At 57.8% G+C, this 23,383-nt stretch carries 23 protein-coding genes and 3 tRNA genes; 11 read left to right on the top strand and 15 right to left on the bottom strand.

Annotated elements, in window-relative coordinates; translation table 11 throughout:
- The first annotated feature begins 130 nt into the window (after positions 1–130).
- Positions 131–219, top strand: a tRNA-Ser gene (locus tag ACED87_RS02450).
- Between the two features lie 39 nt (positions 220–258).
- Here the strand turns inward: ACED87_RS02450 and ACED87_RS02455 are convergent.
- The 4 genes from ACED87_RS02455 to upp all read right to left on the bottom strand — a co-directional run bounded on the left by ACED87_RS02455 (position 259) and on the right by upp (position 3,605).
- Complete coding sequence (locus tag ACED87_RS02455) at positions 259–792, bottom strand: SixA phosphatase family protein (protein ID WP_449089576.1); 534 nt, start codon at positions 790–792, stop codon at positions 259–261.
- A 19-nt stretch (positions 793–811) separates the two neighbouring features.
- The gene (locus ACED87_RS02460) at positions 812–1,591 is read right to left on the bottom strand and encodes an alpha/beta fold hydrolase (protein ID WP_449089577.1); all 780 of its coding nucleotides are present in this window, start codon (positions 1,589–1,591) and stop codon (positions 812–814) included.
- A gap of 148 nt (positions 1,592–1,739) precedes the next feature.
- Entirely contained in the window at positions 1,740–2,513 is a 774-nt protein-coding gene (locus tag ACED87_RS02465; protein ID WP_449089578.1) for a winged helix-turn-helix domain-containing protein, read from the bottom strand.
- 453 nt (positions 2,514–2,966) lie between these two features.
- Positions 2,967–3,605, bottom strand: a complete 639-nt coding sequence (upp, locus tag ACED87_RS02470) for a uracil phosphoribosyltransferase (RefSeq protein WP_449083151.1) — start codon at positions 3,603–3,605, stop codon at positions 2,967–2,969.
- Positions 3,606–3,961: 356 nt separating this feature from the next.
- On the opposite strand from upp, the gene ACED87_RS02475 reads away from it, so the two are divergent.
- Positions 3,962–4,354: a type II toxin-antitoxin system death-on-curing family toxin gene (locus tag ACED87_RS02475; protein ID WP_449083149.1), complete on the top strand. Its 393-nt coding sequence runs from the start codon at positions 3,962–3,964 to the stop codon at positions 4,352–4,354.
- 391 nt (positions 4,355–4,745) lie between these two features.
- Here the strand turns inward: ACED87_RS02475 and ACED87_RS02480 are convergent.
- The 6 genes from ACED87_RS02480 to ACED87_RS02505 all read right to left on the bottom strand — a co-directional run bounded on the left by ACED87_RS02480 (position 4,746) and on the right by ACED87_RS02505 (position 9,498).
- Positions 4,746–4,836: transfer RNA gene (locus ACED87_RS02480), tRNA-Ser, on the bottom strand.
- Between the two features lie 28 nt (positions 4,837–4,864).
- Positions 4,865–5,551, bottom strand: coding sequence for a TetR/AcrR family transcriptional regulator (locus ACED87_RS02485; RefSeq protein ID WP_449083147.1), 687 nt, complete (start codon positions 5,549–5,551; stop codon positions 4,865–4,867).
- Positions 5,552–5,660: 109 nt separating this feature from the next.
- Positions 5,661–6,146, bottom strand: a complete 486-nt coding sequence (gene tadA, locus ACED87_RS02490) for a tRNA adenosine(34) deaminase TadA (protein WP_449083146.1) — start codon at positions 6,144–6,146, stop codon at positions 5,661–5,663.
- 18 nt (positions 6,147–6,164) lie between these two features.
- On the bottom strand, positions 6,165–8,390 hold the full coding sequence (locus tag ACED87_RS02495; RefSeq protein WP_449083247.1) for a RecQ family ATP-dependent DNA helicase: 2,226 nt from the start codon (positions 8,388–8,390) through the stop codon (positions 6,165–6,167).
- Between the two features lie 5 nt (positions 8,391–8,395).
- Positions 8,396–9,127, bottom strand: coding sequence for a hypothetical protein (locus ACED87_RS02500; RefSeq protein ID WP_449083144.1), 732 nt, complete (start codon positions 9,125–9,127; stop codon positions 8,396–8,398).
- A 74-nt stretch (positions 9,128–9,201) separates the two neighbouring features.
- Positions 9,202–9,498: an asparaginase domain-containing protein gene (locus ACED87_RS02505; protein WP_449083142.1), complete on the bottom strand. Its 297-nt coding sequence runs from the start codon at positions 9,496–9,498 to the stop codon at positions 9,202–9,204.
- A 120-nt stretch (positions 9,499–9,618) separates the two neighbouring features.
- On the opposite strand from ACED87_RS02505, the gene ACED87_RS02510 reads away from it, so the two are divergent.
- The 3 genes from ACED87_RS02510 to ACED87_RS02520 all read left to right on the top strand — a co-directional run bounded on the left by ACED87_RS02510 (position 9,619) and on the right by ACED87_RS02520 (position 11,928).
- Positions 9,619–10,335 (top strand): hypothetical protein, encoded by a 717-nt coding sequence (locus tag ACED87_RS02510; RefSeq protein WP_449083140.1) that lies wholly within the window; start codon positions 9,619–9,621, stop codon positions 10,333–10,335.
- Positions 10,336–10,365: 30 nt separating this feature from the next.
- Positions 10,366–10,938 (top strand): hypothetical protein, encoded by a 573-nt coding sequence (locus tag ACED87_RS02515; RefSeq protein ID WP_449089579.1) that lies wholly within the window; start codon positions 10,366–10,368, stop codon positions 10,936–10,938.
- 150 nt (positions 10,939–11,088) lie between these two features.
- Positions 11,089–11,928, top strand: coding sequence for a sulfurtransferase (locus ACED87_RS02520; RefSeq protein WP_449089580.1), 840 nt, complete (start codon positions 11,089–11,091; stop codon positions 11,926–11,928).
- A 25-nt stretch (positions 11,929–11,953) separates the two neighbouring features.
- Here the strand turns inward: ACED87_RS02520 and ACED87_RS02525 are convergent, their stop codons facing one another.
- The 4 genes from ACED87_RS02525 to ACED87_RS02540 form a co-directional block, all read right to left on the bottom strand.
- The gene (locus ACED87_RS02525) at positions 11,954–12,706 is read right to left on the bottom strand and encodes an ABC transporter ATP-binding protein (RefSeq protein ID WP_449089581.1); all 753 of its coding nucleotides are present in this window, start codon (positions 12,704–12,706) and stop codon (positions 11,954–11,956) included.
- Entirely contained in the window at positions 12,694–13,755 is a 1,062-nt protein-coding gene (locus ACED87_RS02530) for a FecCD family ABC transporter permease (RefSeq protein WP_449083133.1), read from the bottom strand. The genes ACED87_RS02525 and ACED87_RS02530 overlap by 13 nt, the downstream gene beginning before the upstream one ends.
- Complete coding sequence (locus ACED87_RS02535; protein WP_449083131.1) at positions 13,745–14,950, bottom strand: ABC transporter substrate-binding protein; 1,206 nt, start codon at positions 14,948–14,950, stop codon at positions 13,745–13,747. The genes ACED87_RS02530 and ACED87_RS02535 overlap by 11 nt, the downstream gene beginning before the upstream one ends.
- A 257-nt stretch (positions 14,951–15,207) precedes the next feature.
- The gene (locus ACED87_RS02540) at positions 15,208–16,119 is read right to left on the bottom strand and encodes a 3-hydroxyacyl-CoA dehydrogenase NAD-binding domain-containing protein (protein WP_449083129.1); all 912 of its coding nucleotides are present in this window, start codon (positions 16,117–16,119) and stop codon (positions 15,208–15,210) included.
- 1,265 nt (positions 16,120–17,384) lie between these two features.
- On the opposite strand from ACED87_RS02540, the gene ACED87_RS02545 reads away from it, so the two are divergent.
- Positions 17,385–18,011, top strand: a complete 627-nt coding sequence (locus ACED87_RS02545; RefSeq protein ID WP_449089582.1) for a class I SAM-dependent methyltransferase — start codon at positions 17,385–17,387, stop codon at positions 18,009–18,011.
- A gap of 69 nt (positions 18,012–18,080) precedes the next feature.
- On the opposite strand, the gene ACED87_RS02550 is transcribed toward ACED87_RS02545, so the two are convergent.
- Positions 18,081–18,153 (bottom strand) — tRNA-Lys (locus ACED87_RS02550).
- A gap of 108 nt (positions 18,154–18,261) precedes the next feature.
- On the opposite strand from ACED87_RS02550, the gene ACED87_RS02555 reads away from it, so the two are divergent.
- The 5 genes from ACED87_RS02555 to ACED87_RS02575 all read left to right on the top strand — a co-directional run bounded on the left by ACED87_RS02555 (position 18,262) and on the right by ACED87_RS02575 (position 23,367).
- Positions 18,262–19,014, top strand: coding sequence for an ABC transporter permease (locus ACED87_RS02555; protein ID WP_449083128.1), 753 nt, complete (start codon positions 18,262–18,264; stop codon positions 19,012–19,014).
- A 39-nt stretch (positions 19,015–19,053) separates the two neighbouring features.
- Positions 19,054–19,764 (top strand): histone acetyltransferase, encoded by a 711-nt coding sequence (locus tag ACED87_RS02560; RefSeq protein ID WP_449083126.1) that lies wholly within the window; start codon positions 19,054–19,056, stop codon positions 19,762–19,764.
- A 351-nt stretch (positions 19,765–20,115) separates the two neighbouring features.
- On the top strand, positions 20,116–20,733 hold the full coding sequence (locus tag ACED87_RS02565) for a DUF47 domain-containing protein (protein ID WP_449083124.1): 618 nt from the start codon (positions 20,116–20,118) through the stop codon (positions 20,731–20,733).
- A complete protein-coding gene (locus ACED87_RS02570; RefSeq protein ID WP_449083122.1) occupies positions 20,733–21,743 on the top strand; it encodes an anion permease in 1,011 nt (336 codons plus the stop codon). The genes ACED87_RS02565 and ACED87_RS02570 overlap by 1 nt, the downstream gene beginning before the upstream one ends.
- Before the next feature lie 139 nt (positions 21,744–21,882).
- On the top strand, positions 21,883–23,367 hold the full coding sequence (locus tag ACED87_RS02575) for a polysaccharide pyruvyl transferase family protein (protein ID WP_449083121.1): 1,485 nt from the start codon (positions 21,883–21,885) through the stop codon (positions 23,365–23,367).
- Positions 23,368–23,383 lie beyond the last annotated feature (16 nt).

The following is a 23,383-nucleotide window of genomic DNA, read 5'->3' on the forward strand; positions in this document are numbered from 1 at the left end:
CCAGTCCACATTTTTAAGCCCCTAGAGTTCGCCTTACTGACCCCTAAGGTTTTGACCCCGGCTACTTTTATGGCTAGTATGGGTAGAGCTGTGTTGCTAGGCCACGTTGACGAGCCTCTGCACAGACTATGGAGACGTGCCAGAGCGGCCGAATGGACTTCACTGCTAATGAAGGGTCGGGGTTAAACTCGACCGGGGGTTCAAATCCCCCCGTCTCCGCTCACAAAGCCCCGGTTGACCTGGTCAACCGGGGTTTTTCTATTCCCCAAATGTCGCAAAATGAGTCAGACGCGCCTCGCCCTCAACCAACTGGCCCCATTCTCCTACCACCTGAAAAACGGTGAGGGACGAGGGGGCATAACCGTAGGAGGCATCCATAAGTGCCTCATAATCTGAATCGGGGCGAGCCAACTGTAGGGCGGCGTCCTGCACACCGGGCAGATGAGCAATCAACATCAGGGACTGCACCCCTGAAGGGGTGCGGTTAATAGCGGTCAGTAGAGCCGAAGCAGGCGCATTATAGAGACGCTCATCAAGGCTAGCGGTAGGAGCTTTCTCCCCCAAAGCATCGGACACCCAAGTTGTGGTCTGCCGCGTCCGCAGGGCCGCTGAGCTCACCAGCATCTCAGGCACCAAACCCTCCTGCTTCAGCCACTGCCCTGCCCGCCGGGCCTGCTCACTGCCGCGGCGGGTCAAGGGCCGGTTGAAATCATCAAGACCCCAATCAGCCTCAGCATGACGCATGATGATGAGGGTGCGGGCATCGTGACGAGGCAAGGCGAAATCGGTCATAGAACCATCCTACTCGGCTCTAGCTGACCCCCAGAAAACTCTTGAGCAGGTAAATGGTCTCCTCCGGCTTCTCAGAATGCACCCAATGCCCAGCCCCCTTAATCACCACCCGGCGCACCCGGGGAAAGAGCTCCTTCATAGGTTCTAAATCAGCATCTGTAATGTAGGGCGATTCGCCACCGGCTATCCACAGGACCGGCTTCTCAAAGGAACCCTCAGCCCCTGGCCAGCCCATAATCTCAGGCAAATGACGGCGCAGCATGGTCAGGTTAGGTTCCCAGGAATTTCCAGCATTGGACATGGTCAAATTCTGCAAAAGAAAAGCCCGAGTACCGGCCACCGGCACGTTAACAGCCAAATCAGCCTCCGCCTGGGAGCGGGTAGTGTACGTATCAATCGGCAGATTCAGCATAGAATCCATAAGAATCTCAAAACTCCCCTTAGAGTCACCGGGAGCAATATCAATGACCACCAGCTTGCTCACCAGGTGCGGGTGCCGCAAAGCCAAGAGCATAGCGATCTTCCCGCCCATCGAGTGCCCCATGAGTACCACAGGCTCACCGGCCCCGAACTCCTCAACAGCTTCAGCCGCCAAATCAGCCATCTGCCGGTAGTCGAAGCTCTCTGTCCAGAAGCTAGCCCCGTGATTCGGCAAATCAACAAGCAGGGTCTGCACGCCCTCCCCCAGGCCTTTAGCGATACGGGTAAAGTTCTTACCCCGCCCCAACAAACCATGCAAAAAGACAGTTTTAAGGGGGCCAGAACCAACGAGCGATGTTTTCAGAGTGGGAACAGTCATGCTATCTACTCTACTACCGCTCACTTACCTGACCCCCAGCAGGTGAGCGGGGGCGTCCGCACACAAAAAGGGGCACCGCTTACCAGGCAGGAGAGCTGGTTGCGGTGCCCGCCCCGGTGCAGGGGCTACGTTGAGGGGGGGGCTGGGTTTAGATGGAGTATTCCGGTGCTGCCCAGACAACAACCTCGGGGTGCTCATAGAAACGGTAGCCCTGACCGCGCACAGTACGCACGGTGTTTGATAGGCGCCCTAGCTTAGAACGCAGACGGCGAATATGCACATCAATAGTGCGCTCGTTGGGGATTTCTTCAGCATCGTGCCAGAGGCTGGTCAGAAGTTCCTCACGGGCTACGGTACGCTGACCATTTTCGACCAGGTAGTTAAGAAGCTCAAACTCTTTGTAGGTGAGGTTCAGCAATTCGCCGTCCAAGTAGACCTCACGACGGGAAAGATCAATCAAGACACCCACAGAGTGAGTGGGCTTGGCGTCCTCGCTACCGTGATGAGCGGACGCAGGGGCCGCCTCCGGCTGGTAGTGCACGGCAGTAGGGTCGCCCAGTGCGTTACGGACGACCTCAAGGTCGCTACCTTGCGCATCAGCAGGAGCCAGAGCCACTGCCGCATAGGATTCAGCGCCAGGAACCTGATCTTGCACATAAGCACGGGTGTCTTGCACGATACGCACCAAAGAAGTTCCCTGCTGGGCAGCAGCTTCTTCACTCAGGCCCACATAAATAACGAAACCACGAGCCTCGTTCTCCTGGGCAGCTACGCGTGGAGGCTCATGCTTATAGGTCATAGGGCGAAGGTTAGCGGGTTGCTGCTTTGCGATACCACGTTGATGACCAGCTGCGCCCTGTTGGCGCTGAGCGGCAGAACGGTTGCGCTGCGAGATGTGAACATACCCCGGTGCACCTGACATTTTGCCTACCTTCTCCCTGTAATGAGTTGAGCAATGAGTGTGTGGTTCCACTAGAGAGCAAACCCTGTGTAGAAGGCCTACTGTCCGCTTTTAATCGTTGTCTGAATGTGTACTTAAAGCAAGTAACAATCGCTTATTTTTTACGTTAATTTGAGTCTAGCCCCTCAATAGGGGCCAGTAAACATGAAAAACCTTACATTCAACAGCATACTTTTTCACCCTAAGAGTCTAAATAAAGCAATATCAGCCCCGATTTTCTGCATATTTTTACCTGATAAAGCAAGTAAATAACTAGAACGTCTAAAAATTATTTGTCAATACCCTCTAGTGAAAAAATCTCACCATGCAATATTTTTCCCGTCAAAGACCACCCCAAACACACTCGTCCGCCCCACAAGAAAGGGAGGCAGCTTACCCACAGGAAAGCCACCCCCTGCACAGCACAACAAGGCGCTACTCAGCCACCCCGTAAAGGCGATCCCCAGCATCACCCAAACCAGGCACAATATAGGCCTTATCATTCAAACGCTCATCCTGAGCCGCCAAGAAAAGATCAACATCCTCAAAGCCCTCAAGACCCTTCTCAAGAGCCTCGATACCCTCAGGGGCACCCAACAGGCACAGGCAGGTCACCTGCTCAGCCCCGCGAGCGCGCAGGAACTTAATCGCCTCAATCAGAGTGCCACCGGTAGCCAGCATAGGGTCAAGCACAAACACCTGACGGCCCGTCAGGTCTGCAGGCAGACGCTCCGCATAAGTGACGATATCCAGGGTTTCTTCATTGCGGGCCATACCCAAGAAACCTACTTCTGCGGTAGGAATCAGGCGGGTCATACCTTCTAGCATGCCCAGCCCAGCGCGCAGAATCGGCACAATCAGGGGGCGGGGGCTCGCAAGGTGCGACCCCATAGTAGTTGCAACAGGGGTCTTGACCTCGCGTGGCTCTACACGAATATCACGGGTAGCTTCGTAGGCTAATAGCGTCACCAGCTCATCAACAAGTTGGCGGAAAATCGGGGACGGAGTGGTCTCATCGCGAAGAACAGTGATTTTGTGGTCTACCAGGGGGTGGTCTAGAACTTTAATACGCATACTTAAAAACTACCACCGGCCCGCAGACCCAAGCCCCACCGGCCCACAGCTACCCCAGCCCTCGACCAGTCACCAACACCACCGCAACGAGCAGAGCAGCAGACCCCCAACCGTATGCGAGCGCTCGCAGACACACCACCAGCACCTAGCCACCGCCCCGCCCTTAACGCTAGGCTTAACCCACACCAGCAGACCAACAGCGAAAGGAGCGCCCCCATGACCACAACCGCTCACCAAACCACAGCCACCACCCAGGACTTCCAGAACGCGCTAGAAACCGTCCTCGACCGCCTAGAGGGAGTAAACGCTATCCTGGCTACCCAGTAGCGCACCCACCCGCCCCCCCTATGCGATATGTGGCCCTATCTGAAGCCCTAGCAGTACACGCCCGCCTAGCACCGGGCCAGCACCTCAAACCCGGTGGGGAGCACCTGCTAGAAAGCGCCCTAGCCCGCCCTGCCACCAGCTACGCAGGGCACGAACTTTACCCCGGTATCTTCAACAAAGCCGCAGCCCTCCTAGAGGCGCTGGTACAGAATCACCCTTTTACGGACGGCAACAAGCGCACCGCCTACACCTGCACCGTCCTGTTCATGTATCTGAATGACTGGGATATTCTCCCCCTAGAGGTGCTTGAAGATAACGAGCAAGCACAGTTTGTTGTTCAGGTAGCAGAGCACTCACTGACCTTTGAGCAGATAGCCCAGCAGCTCGAACAGTGGGCGACACCCCACAGCTCACAGCCCTAGTCCAGCCTGTGCCCGCCCCCCCACTCGTCCGTGCTGACCCTGTTAATCTGGGAACTATGAGCACCACCAGCCAGCAGGCCCCACCGGCCACCCGCGCCCCGTAGCCGTCCACTGACCCCGTAGGCCCAGCAGTATCAGGCACCGCCACCGGCCAACCGCCCCGCCATTTATCCGCGTCCGCCCCAATCTCGAGCACCCGGCCCGCGCTCGCTGACACCCGCCCAGCCCTCGACCAGCACCTCGAAGCCCGGCCCGCAGCAGGGGCACCCGAAGCCCGCCTTAGTGCCGACTTGCTCAACATTTTTTGTCAGATTTTTGTCAAGCAACCTTTTTCGGGCACGAAAAAACCCGCCCCACCTAGCTTTCACTAGGGGAAACGGGTTTTTCTTACTGGCGGTGACGGAGGGATTTGAACCCTCGGTACGGGGTTACCGTACACAACATTTCGAGTGTTGCACCTTCGGCCGCTCGGACACGTCACCAAACTCTGGAAATCTTACCCTAGATACCCTAACCGCTCAACCTCGTCAGGTGCGTAGAAGGAACTGTGCCTTGAATATAGCCGTCGATGGTGAGCATCGCTAGTCTGGCTCCTTCATCAGAGGTGCGCTCGGCCCCGTGGCGGGTTTTATCCATAGAGAGCATAAAAACAGCACCAAAAATAATGACGGAGACACCCTCAATTGAATAATCAGTTCGCACCGTATAGCGGCTACTTAGATTACTGATGAGTTTACGAATAAAACGCATAATATCGGCGCGAATTAGATCGGTAGTAGGTGACCTCTGCTCCCCTGACCGCCAGAGCTCAGAGATCCAGAGCCGGGCGAATCCGGGGTGCTCACCCAGGTAGATATTGGCGACGCGCAGGGCACTTTGTAGAGCTTCGCGGGGGTCCTCGTGTTGGCTTGCCTGCGTCATTTCCGCTAGCAGGAGCTTGGCCCCGTATTGGAGGAGCTGGTCTATCATGGTCTTCTTTGACCCGAAGTTATAGTAAACCGTGCCTTTTGAAACTCCGGCGCGCTCTGCGATGTCTTCCACGGTGGTGGCGGTGGGGCCATCTGCGCTCATGATGTCCATGGCTGCTTGGAAGAGTTTGAGCTGGGTTTTGTTGGTGCGTCCGGGGCGGCGCGAGTTGGCTTCAACTACCGGTGCCTGGTGGGCGTAGACGACCGCTTCTATCTCTTGTTTGGTCACATCTACCCCTTACCTTATTTGAAAAAATACTATTCCTTTTTCAAAGATACAGGATGAGAGGGCGGAGACGCGGCTTTCTGTAGGGCGTTTCAGGGCATCTTCCCACCCCTTAGCGTTGTTTTCTAAAGAAAGTAGTCAGAAGCTCTGCACATTCACCCTCAAGCACCCCGGAATACACCTCCACCCAATGATTGACCTTACGATCACGCAAAACATCATAGACACTACCGGCCGCACCAGTTTTCTCCTCCCAGGCCCCCATCACCACTCTAGGCAGACGGGCCAGCAGAATCGCACCAGCACACATCAAACAGGGTTCTAGGGTAACAACCAGGGTGCAGCCCTCCAACCGCCAGCTCCCCAGATGCTCAGCGGCCTGGCGGATAGCGATAACCTCCGCATGGGCGGTGGGGTCAGCGTCCGCCTCCCGCCGGTTATAGCCGCACCCAATCACCTGACCAGCAGCATCCACCACAAGCGCACCAATAGGAACATCACCACTTGCCAAAGCCAATTTTGCCTGGTCAATAGCCTGACGCATCAAGGCCTCATGGTTCAGATTACGAGGACGGTCAGGCAAAGGTGAGCGGGGCATGGTTCCTTCAGCGTATGTTTAGTGAGTAAGGGCCAGGGCATAAGGCAGGACGCTCGTCGCACCGGCTGCGCGCAGAATACGGGCAAGAACGGTCGTAGACCAGCGAGAATCAATTCTATCGGTAACAACCAGCACCGGCCCCGGGTTAGAGGCCAGGTAGTCAGCAGCCGCCGGGGGCAGACTGTAGGCCCCCAGTACCCCTGCACAACGAAAGACACTGTTACCACCAAAGTGGGCGGGGGCGTCCTTTACCTCAAAGTCACCTAAATCGACCAGGCGCCCGGCTGAGGCGATACCGCGGGCCAGCGATGAGACCAGCTGCGGACGCACCGGCGACGGCAAACCAATCACAGCAGTAGGGCGCTGCTCCCAATCCCATTCGGCCAGCACCTGTAAGCTGGCCCGGCCCAGGTCGGCTGGCACCGGCCCGTCCACAGGCTGCCCATCGGGGCCGGGGACAAAAATCTCACGCAGACGGTTGCCCCAGCCCAGGTCAGTTAGGCGGGCCAGCGCCCGGCCGGTGCTAGCTCGTTCAGCTTCGGCAATTTTGCCGCGCAGGGGCTTGCCAGTTACCTCGTGGGTGGCTTGGGGTGCTAGCTGGTTAAGGCCGGTAGGCCACATGCCGCGCGGTTCGATGGGCACACCCACTCGGGTGAGGGCAGATTCTGCTTGCTCTATCAGGGCAGGGTTGAAGCCGGTAGGGTACCAGGGGCCGGCGCACACGTCGCAGATGCCGCAGGGGCCGGCGGTATGGTCATCTAGTTCGCGGGCGAGGAAGACCATGCGGCAGATGTCGGTGTGCTGGTAAGCCAGCATGGCAGCCTGTTCCTGTTCACGGGCCTGGCGCACCCGGGCGTAGCGCGGTGCATCGTAGGCCCAGGGGGCACCGGTTGCTACCCAGCCGCGGGCACCGCGTTCTACCGCACCCTCGACAGCTAGAACTTTAAGGAGTAGGTCAAGAGATGAGCGTTTAACATCGACCCGGGCCTCAAGGGCAGGCAGGCTCAGCTCTTGCCCCGTGGCGGTTGCTTGGCTAAGGGCAGCTAGGACGGCGCTGGTGTTCTCTTCGGTGGGCATGGAGGCGGTGGCAAAGTAATCCCAGATTTCTGCATCTTCACTACCGGGAAGCAAAAGCACGTCAGCTTTAACGGCGCCGCGCCCGGCTCGGCCTACCTGCTGGTAGTAAGCCACAGCACTCGATGGGGCACCCAGGTGCACCACAAACCCCAGGTCGGGCTTATCAAAGCCCATCCCTAGGGCGCTGGTAGCAATCAGGGCCTTGACCCGGTTTTCTTTAAGAGCGCTCTCGGCTTCTCGGCGTTCATCGGGGTCAGTTTTACCGGTGTAGGCCAGTACCTCATAGCCTGCTGCGCGTAGGGCGGTGGCTGTATCTTCAGCCGCCGAAACGGTCAAGGTATAAACAATGCCAGAGCCTGGCAGGTCGCCTAGGTGGGTGGACAGCCAGCCCAGGCGGTCGCTGGCCGTTGGTAGAGCCAGAACACCCAGGCGTAATGAATCTCGTGAGAGCGGCCCGCGCAGAATAAAAACATCATCAGCTAGGCCCTGCCCCTCTGCTGCTTGTCTGTGAGTGCCAAGCTGTTCGGCGACGTCCTGCACTACCCGCTCGTTAGCGGTTGCGGTAGTAGCTAGCACGGGGACGCCGGTGGGTAGGGCTGCGATGAGGTCACGAATACGGCGGTAGTCGGGGCGGAAGTCGTGGCCCCAATCCGAGATACAGTGGGCCTCGTCAATCACCAGCAGCCCGCAGGTAGCCACCAGTTCAGGGAGCCATTCAGCCCGGAAAGAAGGGTTATTGAGCCGCTCAGGGCCCACCAGCAAAACATCGAGTTCACCGGCTGCTAGCTGGGTGCGCACAGCATCCCACTCAGTCACGTTCGAGGAGTTAACCATCGCTGCCCGCACCCCGGCACGGGTAGCAGCCTGCACCTGGTCGCGCATGAGAGCCAGTAGGGGCGAGACAATCAGGGCAGGGCCGCTACCCCGCTGGCGCAGGAGCAGGGCGGAGAGGAAGTAGACCGCTGATTTGCCCCAGCCGGTGCGCTGGATAACTAGGGCCCGGCGGCGTTCTTGCACCAGAGCTTCAATAGCTTCGAACTGGCCAGGGTGAAAGGTGGCAGCGGTGCTACCAGTAAGCCGCCCCAGCAGCTCGGTGGCCTCTGTCCGCAGGTTTGTAGCTGGGCGGAGGCCACCGGCAACCGGGTGAGTTCGGTGGGGTGAGGGCACTTCCGTTAGCCCTGGGTCGTACCCAGGTAGGCCTGCTGCTGCTTCCACTGCTGGTAGATCTTGGTCTCACGCATGTAGGCAGAGACGGGGCTCTTCCAGACAAAGATGAGGAAAACGATGGCCAGGGCACCGGCGATAAGGCCGGTCAGATTGCTCCAGTGGAAGTAGAAGAAGAGAGAAAGCAGGCCCAGGAGCAAACCAAGTATCTGGAAGCTGGCAACAATGGTGAGGACGATACGGGCCCAGTTGCGCCCCTTGTTCATCATGATGGTGAAGAAGACCAGCAGAGCAGACCAGATAAGCCCCCAGACCAGGCTCACAATGATTCCAGCAGCCATGATACTGGGCTCCGTGTTGATGTTCATCTCCGCTTCCATAGCTGCGCGCTCTTCAGGGGAAACCATATTGCCAAAGACGGAAAGAATCCCATTCGTTGATGCCTGCTGAATCTCCTGGTAGAAAATAGCAGTAAGAATAGAGCCCAAAAGACCCAGACCAATCATGATGTACATGATGAGGCTAGCGGTCTTCAGGGCCTGAGGGCGCTCAGGGGCGTCCATATGTTCAGGTAGTCCCTGCCCGTAGGCCTGGGCGTAACCCGCATACGCTCCCTGCTGGCTGTAGTAGCCAGGCTGGGTTGCCGAGTAGGCCGGAGGCTGAGCCTGGTTGGGGTAAGCCGGGGGCTGCTGGGGCTGATAGTTGCCGGTGGGGGTGTCGTTACCGGGGTGCTGGCTCACGGTGAGTCCTCCTGGTCAGTAGTTACCTAATGCTTGCTTTAAGCCTACCGGCCGGTGGCCCTGCTCACCAGAGTTTACGCGCTCAGGAAGATGCCACGCGCCCGATCTTTCCTAACAGCTGAGGCCGGGAAGACGCGTCCGCGCATAGAGATATAGACGCCAGGTTGAAGCAAATTGAGAGCAGCCACCGCCGCACCCAGGTTAAAAATGGCATCAGACTGACGCATAGAAGCAGGCTGCATAGCCCCGGTCAGCACCACAACCTTCTCCCCCAGGCGAGCCTGAGCCTCAAGGTAACGGGCTGTCTCGGGCATAGTGTCAGTGCCGCCAGTGGCCAGAACGGTAACAGTTTCTACATTCTTGATAGGCATAGCTTCCTTACACGTCAAATTTAACACTTCAGTGTAACTAGAAATATGCCACACCACTTTTTTAGAATAAAACGTGAGCGTTTAGCTCACCCAAAACACCCCTACCACTAGGAGCAAAACATGAAGCTCTCACCCAAAGTAGCAGCAACCCTCTCAGCAGCTGCACTAGCCCTCTCTATGGCGTCCGTACCTGCCACAGCCGCCGAAAGCACCGACACTGGCAAGGGCACCATCATCAACACTTACCCCGAGGCCCCCGCCCTCAACGCCACTCTGCCCATCGTGGAGACCTACCACAAGAACGATTCCATCAAGGCCAATATCCTCAACGCTCGCCCCGTCTGCAACGCTTGGGAAGACTACCGCACCGTGGTCTACAAGGTCACCGACAACTTCACCCCCGTCGGCACCATCTCAACCACCAACAAGACCTCAGCCCCGGTCAGCCTAACCCAAAACCTCTCCAAGACCCAGACCGTCACCATGACAGTCAACGGCTCCCAAACCCAAACAACCTCAGTTAATCTAGGCGGCACCCAGAACCTGGACAAGGGCAGCATCAACGCCGGCATCGCCTACTCCATCGCCAAGACCGTAGGCGGGGACGCCTCCTACTCCCTGTCTTGGAGCGTCGGCCAGACCATCGGCCCCTACGAAGTACCCGCAGGCTACACCGGCGAAGCCACCTACGGCTTCCGCACCATCGCCATGACCGGAACCCAGCAGTACTGCATGCTCAACGGCACCTGGTCCAACCCCGTTGCCTGGCGCGCCAATGTTCCTATCAAAAACCAGGTCACCGTCAAGCTCTACAACAACCCCGCTGACTCCTACTAAACCGACCTGTCTTTGAGAGAAAGTACAATCATGCAGACTGCTATCACCCGTCGCACCGCCCTCACCTCCCTAGCTCTGGGCACCGCCTCCCTGGCCTTTGCCTCAACCGCAGCCCGGGCCGCCACACCCGCCTACGACCTCGAGCCCGTCCTCACCGTATCTTCCTGGAAGGCTGAAGGTTACGCTGGCCTGGTTGCTCTACGCCTCAAGAACGTGGGTGCTGACCGCTACTACGGCGACTTCCCCGTCGTCTCCTTCCGCATCGACGTGAAAACGGCATCGGGCCCCACCGGCGTTGACCGCCTCATCACTCCCGGCTGGTTTAACGGTGCTTATACCCGCGATCTGGGCTTTGACGCTGCAACCTCAACCCGTAGCTTCCTGGTCACCCTGGCTAACCCCATCAAGGCCGGTGAAACCCAGCTTGTCGCTAACCTCAACTTCGGTGACGGCCTCACCTCAGAGGGCCGCCTCTACAATTACGTCACCGTCACCCAGGTAGGTCGCATCGCCGGTGACACCTCAACCGGCAACGACCAGAACCGTGACTCCCGCAAAATCACCCTGACCGACACCGGCCGCAAGGCAAGCGGCATCTTCTAAGCCGCCCAGCCCCAAGCTCCGGTTGCCCGGCTAGTTGCGCCCCGGCGTCCTTACCCATGGGGTAGAAGGACGCCGGGGCGCAGCCTTTCGCAAGGGAAGGACTAGGTCGTAGCATAGGGAAGGTAACCGACCTTCTGTGAAAGGCTAATCATGCCCGAAAACTCTGCGCTTACCCTGCGCTTCCCCATCGTAGGAGCCCAATGGCTAGCTACCAATATCGCAGCCCCCAACCTGGTTATTCTGGATGCCTCTGTGGGCGACTTTGCCGGGGCTAGCACCGGCATACCGGGCGCCCGCCGTTTTGATATTGACGGCCAATTCAGCGCCCCCGAGGGTGTGCACACCATGCTCAGTGCCGAAGACTTTGAAGCCAAGGTGCGCGCCCTAGGTATCAGTAAGGACGCCGCCGTCGTGGTCTATGACCGCCAGGGCATGTTCTCTGCAGCCCGCGGCTGGTTCATGTTTGTGGCCATGGGGCACGATAACGTCGCTGTACTCGACGGGGGCTTACCTGCCTGGGAGGCAGCCGGTTTCAACCAGCTCCCCCTCAACGAGGGCCCCTTCACCCCCGGCTCTTTTGCGGCAGAAGACCGTGGCCTCTTTGTGGACGCCCTGACTACCAAGGCTTTTGCTGAGCGGCAGGACGCTGCCGTCATTGATGCCCGTAGCGCCGAACGCTTTGCCGGCACCGCCCCCGAGCCCCGCCCGGGCCTGCGGGCAGGGCATATTCCCGGTTCAGTCAATCTGCCCTTTACGTCCCTACTCGATGAGCAAGGACGTTTCCGCGCCCCTGAAGAGATCAAGGCCGCTGTTGACCAGGTGGCAGGAGATGCCGAAACCCTGATTTTCTCGTGCGGCTCCGGTGTAACCGCCTGCATTACTGCCCTGGCCGCCTACGTTTCGGGCTATACCGAGCTGGCTGTCTATGATGGCTCCTGGGCCGAATGGGGTGCAGAGGATCCGGCCGGTCTACGTCCGGTTGAGAAATAGAGAGGCTGCTCCCCCAGCGCTAGGGTTATAGGCCAGGGTTCTTGGTAGGCCCTAGGCCCTGGGGGATAACCAGGGGAAAGCCCTGGTGCACCAGCACCTCAGCCTCCACCTGATAGACGGTATCTATAATTTGTGGGGTCAGCACCTCTAAGGGGCTGCCCTGGGCCAGCATCCGGCCCTTGTGTAGCACGATTAGCTCATCGCACATCCGGGCAGCAAGATTAATATCGTGCAGCACGACCACACCGAGGCTCTGCTCTGCCTGAGCTTTTGCGCGTACCTGCTCCAAGATAAAAATCTGGTGGTGCACATCAAGGGCGGAGGTCGGCTCGTCCAAAAGCATGAGGGCAGGAGAGCTCACCATCATCTGGGCGATAGCTACAAGCTGACGCTGCCCACCAGATAGCTCTGAGAGATACTTTTGGGCAAACCCAGCTAGCCCCAGCTCGTTCATCACGGTTGCCGTATGGTCGATGGGGTCTGCGAGCCCTTCTCGTCGTGCGGCGATGAGGACAGTCTCAAAGGCCCGTAGCGCAGCTGTATGAGGTAGGCCCTGCGGAACATACCCGATACCCCGGTCGTTTTCGTCCTTAAGATAGATAACCCCATCTTGCTTCTTGTGAATTCCGGCCAGCGTTTTGACCAGGGTTGTCTTCCCAGAAGCATTAGGGCCCAAGACACCAACAAGTTTGCCTCCAGTGAGTGGAGCTAGCGTCAGGCTATCTAAAATACGGTGTTTGCCGTAGCCAGCACATAGGCCCTCAACTATGAGCTCCATAGCGAGCGCCTCCTGGTCATAACAATAGTGATGAAGAAGGGCACCCCGATGAGGGCGGTCACGATGCCGATGGGGATAGTTACTCCCGGTTTAACCAGTAGGCTCACGGTGTGGGCGCACGACATCAAGGCCACTCCCGATGCCATTGAGGCGGGAATGAAATACCGTTGGTCCTCCCCTACCAGCATGCGAGCAATGTGGGGGCCTACCAGGCCGATAAATCCAATGATTCCGGCGAAAGCAACTGTGGTTGCTGCTAGTAGGGAGACAATGATGAGCACCCCCACCCGCAGGCGGGAGGTATTGACGCCCATAGCTGCGGCACGGTCCTCGCCCATACGTAAGGCTGTGAGTTTCCAGGAAAGGGAAAGCAGGAGAGGTAGGCAGAGGGCGAGTACCGCTGCCATGATGGCGTTGGCTGCCCAGTTAGCTCTCGTCATTGACCCTAGTGACCAGAAAACGATTTGTGAGAGTGCTTCGGTGCTGGCCTGGTATTGGATAAGTGCCAGCATGGCCTGGAAGAAGAAGACTAGACCGATGCCTAGGAGCACCATTATTTCGGCTTGTGCCCCGCGCAGAATCGCAGCTACAACAATGACGGTGGTAGCAAGGAAGGCGGAGAGCCAGGCGATAAGAGCCAGGTTAAGTTGGGGGTGAGTGAGGATCTGCCAGTTAAGGACGATTGCTGCGGCTCCGCCGAAGGCGGCCCCTGCAGAGACTCCTAGAGTAAAAGGCTCTGCAAGGGGGTTATTGAGAATAGTCTGCATCTGAGCCCCAGCTAGCGACAGGGACGCACCGATGAGGACGGCCATGACTGCCATGGGTAGGCGCAATTCCCACACAACGGTATATGTTTGCGGCGAGAGGTCAGCGGGGTGAAAGAGACCCCTGATGACTTCTCCTGCTGAGAGGGGGATTGCCCCGACCATATTGCTGGTGATGAAGGCAATTAGGGCTATGCCCCATAGACCGGCGATAAGAGCAAGTCGTTTGGTAACGAGTCTTCGGTGGGCTGTAGCTAGCTGGGTGACAGCAGATTTATTGTTCATGGGGTGCTATTGAGGTGCTGAAGAAGGTTCCTTCACCGGTGACAGGGGAGTATTTTTCTTGGGCTTGCATCCACTGGGTGTTCACGTCGATGTCTGCGTATGCTTCAGGGTGCATCCAAGATGCAATTTGCAGGAGGGCGAGGTAGTTGAAGGGGGAGTTATAGAACTGGTGCCATAGGCCGTGCACGTTGCCTGTTTTTACTGCGGTGAGGGTGTCGAAGCCGGCTTGTTCTTGGTAGAGCTTGTTGATGCTCTCTTGTGCCTCTGTTTCGCTGATGCGGTACCCTAGGGCTGCGTAGCCGACGGGGTTGCCTTCTTTGTTGCGTTTCTCAGACCAGTCACCGCCGGTAGCGATGATGATGTTAGGGTTCTGTTCGATAACTTTTTCTGGGGTGAGGGCCCCTGATTCGCCGTCGATAACAGCATCACCGATGTTGGTTCCTGCGGCGACGTTAACTAGTTGGGAGATGTTGGAGTCGTTCCATGATTGGCAGCAGTCGCTTAAGGCAGCGGCGCGCCATACGAAGGTGGTGGGCTTGTCGGAGTCCGCTATTTGAGCGCTGCGGCTTTTGACTAGGTCAACGGTTTCTTGCCACTCTTTGTTGAAGTCTTGGGCTTCTTTCTCATGGTCGAAGACTTCACCGAAGATGTCCATGGAGCGGGTGGTGTTTTCTAGGGGTTTGGCGCGGAAGTCTGTGACCGCGAAGGTGAGGTTGGACTCTTCCATTTTCTCAATGAGACCGGTTTTTTCGCTGGCCTGGTATTGGTCAAGGGAGAGCAGAATGATGTCTGGTTGGAGGCTGATGAGGTTTTCCACAGCGACGTCGCCCTTGGTGAACCCGCCGATTTCGGGGAGGTCTTTGACCTCGGGGTTAACTTTTTCAAGTTCGGTCATGTAATCGGGCACGTTGGATTTGAGGTCGCTACCGATGGCTACGACTTTGTCGAGTGGTTGCTCTTTGTTGAGGATGCCGGTGGCGAAGACAGAGCGGCCTTCTCCTAGGATGATTCGTTCTGGTTGCTTGTCGAGGGCGACGGTGCGGCCGGTGATATCGGTGAAGCTGACGGCAGCGGTGGTGTCGTCTGCGTTCTTGCTGGGTGTTGAGGGGGCAGCACATGAGGCGAAGGTGCTACCAAGAAGCATGAGGCAGGTGGTTGCGGCGATTCGCCGTAGGGTTCCTGTGCGAGGGCTCATTGGGGGTGCTTTCTGAGTAGTTGAATGAGGAGCACCACCACCATAGCTTAATTAGGTTAGCCTTACCAAATAATTTAATAAGGTCTATCTTAGGTCTTCCTGTGTGTGGGGAAACCTGAAACTAATGCACAGAAACCCCGGCGATATGCAAGAGCAGGGATCGTTCCGGGTTATACCGAGCTGGCTGTCTATGACGGCTCCTGGGCCGAATGGGGTACAGAGGCCCCGGCCGGTCTGCACCCGGTTGAACGGTAACGCTACTTACCGAAGTTTTCGGTCCAGTAGTCATTGGTGCCGGTGATGTTGCCATCCTCATCGTAGAGGTAGAAACCCTTGCGGTCGGCAACACCGCTGAAGCCAGCGTCGAGAGCTTCCTTGAGCTTGGCACCGAACTCGCGCACGGTAGCGTCCTCACTCGCTGAAGCGATATGGGAGGCGACGTTGAAGCCCACAGTGTCGTAGGCGGCGAAGGGCCCGGATTTGGTACCGGTGGCGATAGTCCATGCCTTATCGATTTCCTCGGGGGTGCCTACACCATTGACGTAGAGCTTTGCACCGGCATCGAGCCAGGGAATGAGCAGGGAGTTCAGCAGGTAGCCGGGCTGTTCCTTGCGGACATAGACGGGAACCATGCCGGTTTCTTCGGCGTAGCGGATGGCGTCCTTGATGTTCTCTTCATCGGTCTTGGCGGTGCCCATAATCTCTGCGGTGTTGCGGATCCAGACGCGGTTGGCGTAGTGGATAGCCAGGAAGCGGTCGGTGTGGCCACTGGCGTCTGCAAAGTCAGAGGGTAGTAGGGACGAGGTGTTGGTGGCAAGCAGGGTGCGCTCATCAGCAAGTTCACCGACCTTAGCCCAGGTTTCGCGCTTGAGGTCGAGGTTTTCAGGCACAGCCTCGATGACGATATCAACGTCGCCGACCGCTTCTTTGAGGTCACTGGTGGGGACGATGCGGGCGATGGCTTCGTCGAACTTTTCGGGGGTGTAGTCGGGAAGATCCTGTTCGTAGCCCTGACGGATCCAGGTCCAGCGGTCGGTTAGTTTTTCGAGGGCTTCGGGGAAGGGATCGTAGGCAAATACCTTCTTGCCGTGCCAGGCTGCCTGCATGATGATTTGTGAGCCCAGGACGCCGGTGCCCAGAACAGCTACGGTCTTGAATTCGCGTGACATGGTCATCTTCTCCTTCGAAGTTACATTTCATTGATGTAATAAACATTACACCCACTTATCCCGAAAGGGAAACTTTACAAGGAAAATATTAAGAAGCGTGTCGGGCACCATCGAACACAGACTATGACGGCTCCTGGGCCCAATGGAGTGCAGAGGACCCGGCGGGTCGGGTTGCGTCCGGTTAAGAAATAGAGAGGCTACTAGACCGCTCAAAGTGGGGGTTACAGGCGGCGGGTTCTTGGGAGCGCTTTGGGGCAGCACCTGCCCCTAGACAAGAACGAGCGTGCGTCTTATCGCTGAGCGTGCAGTTGGCAGGTGCACTCTCAGCGATAAGACGCACGCTCGATAATAAGAGAGAAGCGGACGGGGCGCCCACCTCTGCCGCCTAGATGCAGAAAACCCCGCCCCGGCATCGCCGGAACGGGGTGCATCTGATGAAGATGTGCGCCCTGTGGGGCTCGAACCCACGACCCACGGATTAAAAGTTCTTGACCAGCTTGCCTAAAGAAACTCAGCGGGGCTTCGAGAAATCTTAGACTGTCTTGAAAAACAGTAACCCCGGCGATATGCAAGAGCAGGGATCGTTCCGGGGTTTTCATTCTCAACTATAATGCTAAGAACCATGGGAAACAAGAAGGTATCAGTCGAAGAGTTAGAGGTGTGGTTCTCAGAACCTCGACTTCACAGGTACAGGATGTATAGGAATCCGGAGCAGGTCTACCACTGGAATGCTCATATCACCAAGGAACTCTTAGTTGACATCGGCCACCTCGAAATCCTACTGCGAAATGCAGTAGACAGAGCCCTCCGCCAAGATGACAGATACGGCAAATACTGGTTTCAGAACTCTGCCCTACCGCTGAGCTATCAAGCTCAGAAAAGCGTGGTTAAAGCGGTCGAACGCGCAACGCGGCGCGGGACAAGGCCTTTGGACGCCGGTCGGGTTATCGCAGAACTACCTTTTGATTTCTGGAGGTATTTATTCTCAAAGTACTACCAAGCAACGGTCTGGCCAAAGTTTGCTAGCTGCCTGTCAACCAAGGTCAGCAGAGTCGAATTTGAGCGCCATCTCAACTTTGTTTATATCAACCGTAATCGTTTCTCTCACCATGAACCTATCATCAAGGGAAGCTACGAGGATGATCTCGCATATGTTCAGAGTCTATTGGCTTCTATCTATTTTTTAGCATCTCTTATCTCAGACAATACTTCCTTGTGGATTCGACAGAATTCATCTGTAGATGAGAGGTTAGGGAATCATCCAGATGCCAACTCGTGAGGGCCACGCACAAACTATCGCTGCTTATTCTGAGCGTGCTCAAGAATATGCAACGGTGTTAGGACATATTAAAGCTACGAAAGAGGCCGATCGAAAGCTGGTTAGCTCTTGGGCCAGTTCCGTCGCGGGGATTATCCTTGACCTTGGATGCGGGCCTGGGCACTGGACAAATTTTATTGCATCACAAGGTATAAAGGTGAAGGGCCTTGACCCCACTCCCCTTTTTATTGAAATTGCCTCAGAAAAATATCCTCATGAGCAGTTTGAGGTGGGAACAGTTGCAGATGAAGCAGGAAAGGAATATCGCGGGGTTCTTGCTTGGTACTCCCTCATACATTGCGCACCAGAACAACTCTTACAGGAACTAAAAGGTATCTGGTCGGTTCTTTCTGAGGACGGCACCCTCCTGCTTGGGTATTTTCGGGGAAAATCTCTAGGAATCTTTAACCACGCGGTCACCCCGGCCTGGTACTGGCCTGATAGTTTTATGGCCGAGATTCTTAGTCAGGCAGGATTCCAAATCCTTGACCAAGAGTATCGAACTGATCAAGATGCTCGCCCTCATGGCGCAATAGTTGCACAAAAGGTGACCCCTGGGAGGGGAGATTTTTAGAAGTTAACAGGCTATAAGACCCAAGGTAAATAAAGAGCCCCGCAGGCTATACCAGCGGGGCTTGTTGTGTGCGCCCTGTGGGGCTCGAACCCACGACCCACGGATTAAAAGTCCGATGCTCTACCAACTGAGCTAAAGGCGCATCCACTGAGTAAACTCAGCGTCTCCCACTATACACTCTCCCAGCCCAAACCTGCAAAAACCCGAGCCGTGGCGGGCGTCCGCGCCGCTACCGTGCTGTAATAACTGTGTGAGCGATCTTCTGCACAACCCCCTGGCCAGCTACATCGCAGCCCTGCTGCTCTTCCTTGGCCTCACCACAGCCCTCCTGATTGCGCACAAGATCCGACTACGCTGGCAACCCTACATCGCTACCGTGCGGGCCTGCCTGCAACTTGCCGTGATTGCTCTTCTGCTACAAGGCATCCTGGCGGCCCCTTGGGCCCTGGTGCTCTTTATCGCCCTCATGCTTACCACCGCAACCGCCACCTCAGGTAAGCACAGTAGGCAGCTCCATCATGGGCTAGTAGCCACCACCCTGGCCATCATCACTGGGCCGCTGATCTCTGTTGCTCTCATCTTCCTCCTGGGGCTAGTGCCCTACTCCACCCAAAATCTGGTGGCTGTTGCCGGTATCGTCATCGGCGGCACCATGGCTATCACCACCCTCACAGCCCGCAATTTCACCGCCCTTGCCACCGCCCGGCAAGGCGAAATTGAAGGCTGGCTAGCCTTAGGGGCCACAGCCCCAGTAGCCTTTCGTGACATCACCAAAGCCGCAATCACAGAAGCCCTCACCCCCGGCCTTGACCAGACTCGTGCCACCGGTCTGGTCACCCTGCCTGGAACCTTCGTTGGGGCTCTCATGGGTGGGGCCTCACCCCTACTCGCAGCCCAGCTCCAAGTCGCCGTACTGGCAGGCCAAACCCTTGCCGGCACCATCTCAGCTCTCATACTCACCAGCATCGTCACCCGCACCCGGGTTTTACCCCTGACCACATAGTCTTCCCCTTTCTCCCCTAGCAGATCTACACTGGTAGGCATGCCCTCTGAGACCCGCTTTCACCGCCCCGTCCGCCTCTCCACCGAAAAGTTTGAACGCTACCAGGGGGCAGGTAGCCCAGAAGACCTAGCTACTGCCGCCCAGGCGTCCGCCCGTGCCCTGCTCTCGCGCGGACGCGCCAACGAAGACCCCTCAGTCACTAAACGCCTAGTTCACTACACCGATGAGTTCGGTATCGAAGCAGTAGCAGAGCTCTGGTCGAGGGCCGCAGCGGTCACCATCGCTGGGGCTCTTTGGCGTATCTACGCCCTGCGCGGGGTGATTCGCGCTAACTCTCAGCTCATGAGCCACTACTATGAGCGTGGCATGCACTCTAGCTACCTGGCCCAGGCCCTAGCCGGGGTGCCCTCCCCACCCACAGCCAACGAAATTTGTGCCACCGTTGATGCCATCCTTGCTGGGGCCTACACCGGCGATTTTGATGTTGCCCTCAACCGCTTTGCGGCTTTCTGCCGGGTGCTGGCACTAGGTCAGGACGACGTCGCCCTAGAACTGCGGCACGGCCAGACCGTCTCACCACGCGGCGGGCCCCCTCATGAAGCCACCAGCACCTACTCCCCCTCCGCCGAGGTGCGCGATGAGGCGGCGGTGCGGGCCGCCCGCCTGCGGTCAGCAGCCCGCAAACTAACCGGTACCGCCCGGGAACTCGAAGAAGCAGCCCTCAACTGGCGGGCAGGAACCCTGGACTAGCAGCCGCGCACCCACCTGCCCGACAAGCAAAATTCTTGGGGTCAACGATGGGGGTTGACACCACTGACGAAGAAGAGAATGATGGATACCAAGATGTCAGGCTGCTAATAGGTAGCCCCGGGCTCCAAATCTTTAGCCGCTTCGAGCGGCCTTCCGCCGAGAGGCGCTCCCAGCCTGACATCGCTAAACTTCATACCGCTAGACGCCGGGCGCCGCCTCCCTTTCCACGAGGCAGGTAGCCCGGCTTCTGCGTCCACCCCGGAAGAGGCCAGGGGCGTCAGCTCGTTAACCTTGGCACGGTACCATAACATCAGCACCTGACCGATCGACCACACACAGGAGAGCTGGCCCATGCTCCAACGCATGTTCCCCCACGAAAACACCTCACTGACCGCCCTCGCTGCACTCTCAGAACAGGTCACAGGGGCAGCCGCCCTACTCTCAGAAATGGTCGGTGCCCCAGAAGAACGCTACCCCGAACTCCTCGAACGCGCCCTCACCCACGAAGCAACAAGCCTCGACATGCTACACACCACCATGACCGCGGTGCGCAGCTCCTTCTCAACCCCCATCCCCCGCGAAGACATCTACACCCTAGCCGTCTCGCTCAACAACGTGGTAGAAAAACTCACCTCAGCAGCTAACATCCTGCACCTCTACCACATTGTACGGTTCTCACCCAAGGCAGCCACCGTGCTCGACATCATCCAACGCCAAGCCCTGCTCACCACCGAAACCATCCCCAAACTCAGCACCCTCCGCGACCTCGACGACTACTGGATCACCCTGATACGCATCACCAAACAAGCGGTGCGCATGGCCGAAGAATACGACGCAGACATTCAAGACCGCTACAAGCAAACCCGCTACCTACAAACCACCCGGTTCGTGCACAAGCTCATAGAAGCCTCAGAAGCAATGCGCACCGTCGCCACCGAAATTGGCCGCATCATCGTGCAGGAATCCTAGTGACCCTCACCCTCTTTACCCTCAGCTGCCTAGCCCTGATTGCCTTCACCTTCGTCACCGGCTTTCACGACGCCCCCAACGCCACCGCAATACCCGTTAAAACCCGGGCCCTCACCCCCAAAATAGCCCTCCGCACCAGCGCCCTCTTCAACACCATCGGGATGGCGACAACCGGTATCATGCTCGGGTCAGTCACCACCCACTGGCTGACCGTACCCCCAAACCAGACCGGCCTAGGGCTCATCTTTACCGCCCTCATCACAGCTATCAGCTGGAGCATTATCACCTGGTGGTTCCGCATCCCCTCATCGTCCACCCACGCCCTCATCGGGGGCCTAGCAGGGGCAGCATGGGCAGCTCAAACCACCGGCCTTGGAACCTTCAACCCCTTCTCAGAGCCCCTCGCCACCTTCATCGTCGTGCCCCTTATCCTGGCACCTATCCTCCTCTTCCTTGTAGCCTGGGCAGCTGTCTTCCCCTTCTACGGCCTATTTCGGCGTTCCTACCCTGCCACCGTCAACCGCTTCTCCCGTAGCGTGCTCTCCCTAGCTAACTCCCTTATCTCCCTGGTTCACGGCATCCAGACCGGGCAGCGGGTCGTCGTCATCTACGCTGTTCTACTCCTCGCAGCCGGGCTAGAAGCAGGCCCTGCCACCTACATAGTCTCAGCTGTCTTCCTTGCCCTCGTGCTAGGTCTTGGCACCCTCCGAGGAAGTTCCCGTATCGGCTATACCTTCGCCCACCAGATGGTCAAAGTTGACCCTTTCCGCGGGGCAGTAGCACAAAGCTCAACAGCCCTGGCCATGGTGCTGCTCCAATTCTTCTTAAATACCCCCGTCTCCTCCTCTCACCTCGCAGCCTCAGCCGTGCTCGGCTCAGGGGTCAACCAGCGCTTCGCTGCGGTACGCTACAAAATCGTGCTGCGCATTATCTTGACCTGGCTGATTACCATGCCCATCTGCTTCGTACTCTCAGCAACCCTCTTCCTGGCGCTCTCACCCCTGCTATAGCGCTCCCACCACCAGCAATGTGCGACTAGACTGTACAGGAGGAACCCTCGTACCCCTCCCAGCTACTCACCCCACATGAGCGGCGCCTCGGGCGCACTCCCCGTAGCGCACAACGCTTTGTGAAAGGAAACCGCTAATCATGCCTCGCATTCTCGTGCTCGCAGACCTAGGGAAATCTGCGTACCACACCGGCGACGAAGCCACGGGTATCGCCACCGCCGACGAGCTCACCCGCCGCGGCTACGAAGTCTTCATCGCAACCCGCACCATCGAGCACTCCCAAGCCCCCATAGGCACAGCCACCGGGTACATCAAGACTCTCAACGTCCCGGCCCCTCCCGCCGAACGCGAAATCTTCCTAGATCAGGTCAAACAGCACCTGGTCGGCTACCCCGCCAGTGAAGAGATCACCACTTTCGTCCGTCAGGTAGCAGACATGGACGGCATCGTCTTGGCAGGCGGCGGCACCATGAACTCATCAAGCGGGCACCTTCTCTACGAACGCGCCGCCTACGCCCTAGTAGCAAAAACCCACGGGATTCCCCTCATAATCTCTAGCCAGTCAGTAGGGCCGGTGCTCACCGACGCCGACACAAAAATCCTGCACGATATGCTCAGCTGCGCCCAGCTCATCGGCATGCGGGAACGCTCCTCACACGCCTGGGCCTTTAAACGGGCTATCACATCCCACCTCGTGGTGGACGATGCCACTTTCTACCAGCCCCAAGGCCACTCCCTACTCGGGCAACCCACCACCAACCTACCTGAGCGCTACATTTGCGCCACCTTCTCAGGCCTCAACGCAGGGCAAGCCCGGGTCATCGGGCAGCTCCTAGATGACATGCACCGCAACTACGGCCTACACACCGTCTTCCTACCCCACCTGGGAGGCTCCCTCACAGACCAGGGCGATGCGGCTACCCACGCCGAGATTGCCTCACACATGTTCTCTAACCCCACCCAGCTACCGGTCCTCCACGCGGACATGGCCACCCAGGTGCACAGCAAAGCCTTCATCGGCTTCTCCACCCACTACCACCCCGGCGTTTTTTCTCTCTCCGCCGGTGTGCCCTTCATAGCCCTGCTACCTGATGCTCACAGCAACATGTGCATACGCGGCATGATGGAACAGTACGGGGCTGAAAACTACGCCATCCCCCTAGCTCTTCTCAACTCTGAGGCCCCAGCAGCAGCCCTGCACGAGGTTATTCAGCTACGCAACGAACTCTCTGAAAGCCTACGAGCACGAACCAATCAGCTACGCGAATTCTCCGTCAGCTGGTGGGACGCCGTCGCCCACCTGCTCCTCCACCGGGCAGGGAAGCCCGCCCCAGCCGTCCGCGAACTGGGAAGCACCCCCACCATCTTTACTGGCGAATGGAACATTACCAACCTGCTCGTCCGCGACGATATTGCCGAGATCTCTCTTGCCGCCGCCCAGGCCAGCGCAGAAAGTGACCGCGCCCTCTCATGGGACTACCAGCGGCTACTCCAACGTGACCAGGCCCAAAGCCGGGCCGACGAGCTAGAACGCCGCAACGCCGAACTAGCTGATTCTTTGATTGAGGCTGAAGAAAACGCGACCTTACGCGGTTGGGTGCGCCGCAAGATGCGCGGCGAATAACCCCTATGAGGCCACC

It is taken from the genome of Rothia sp. 32237D007AR (assembly GCF_053544675.1).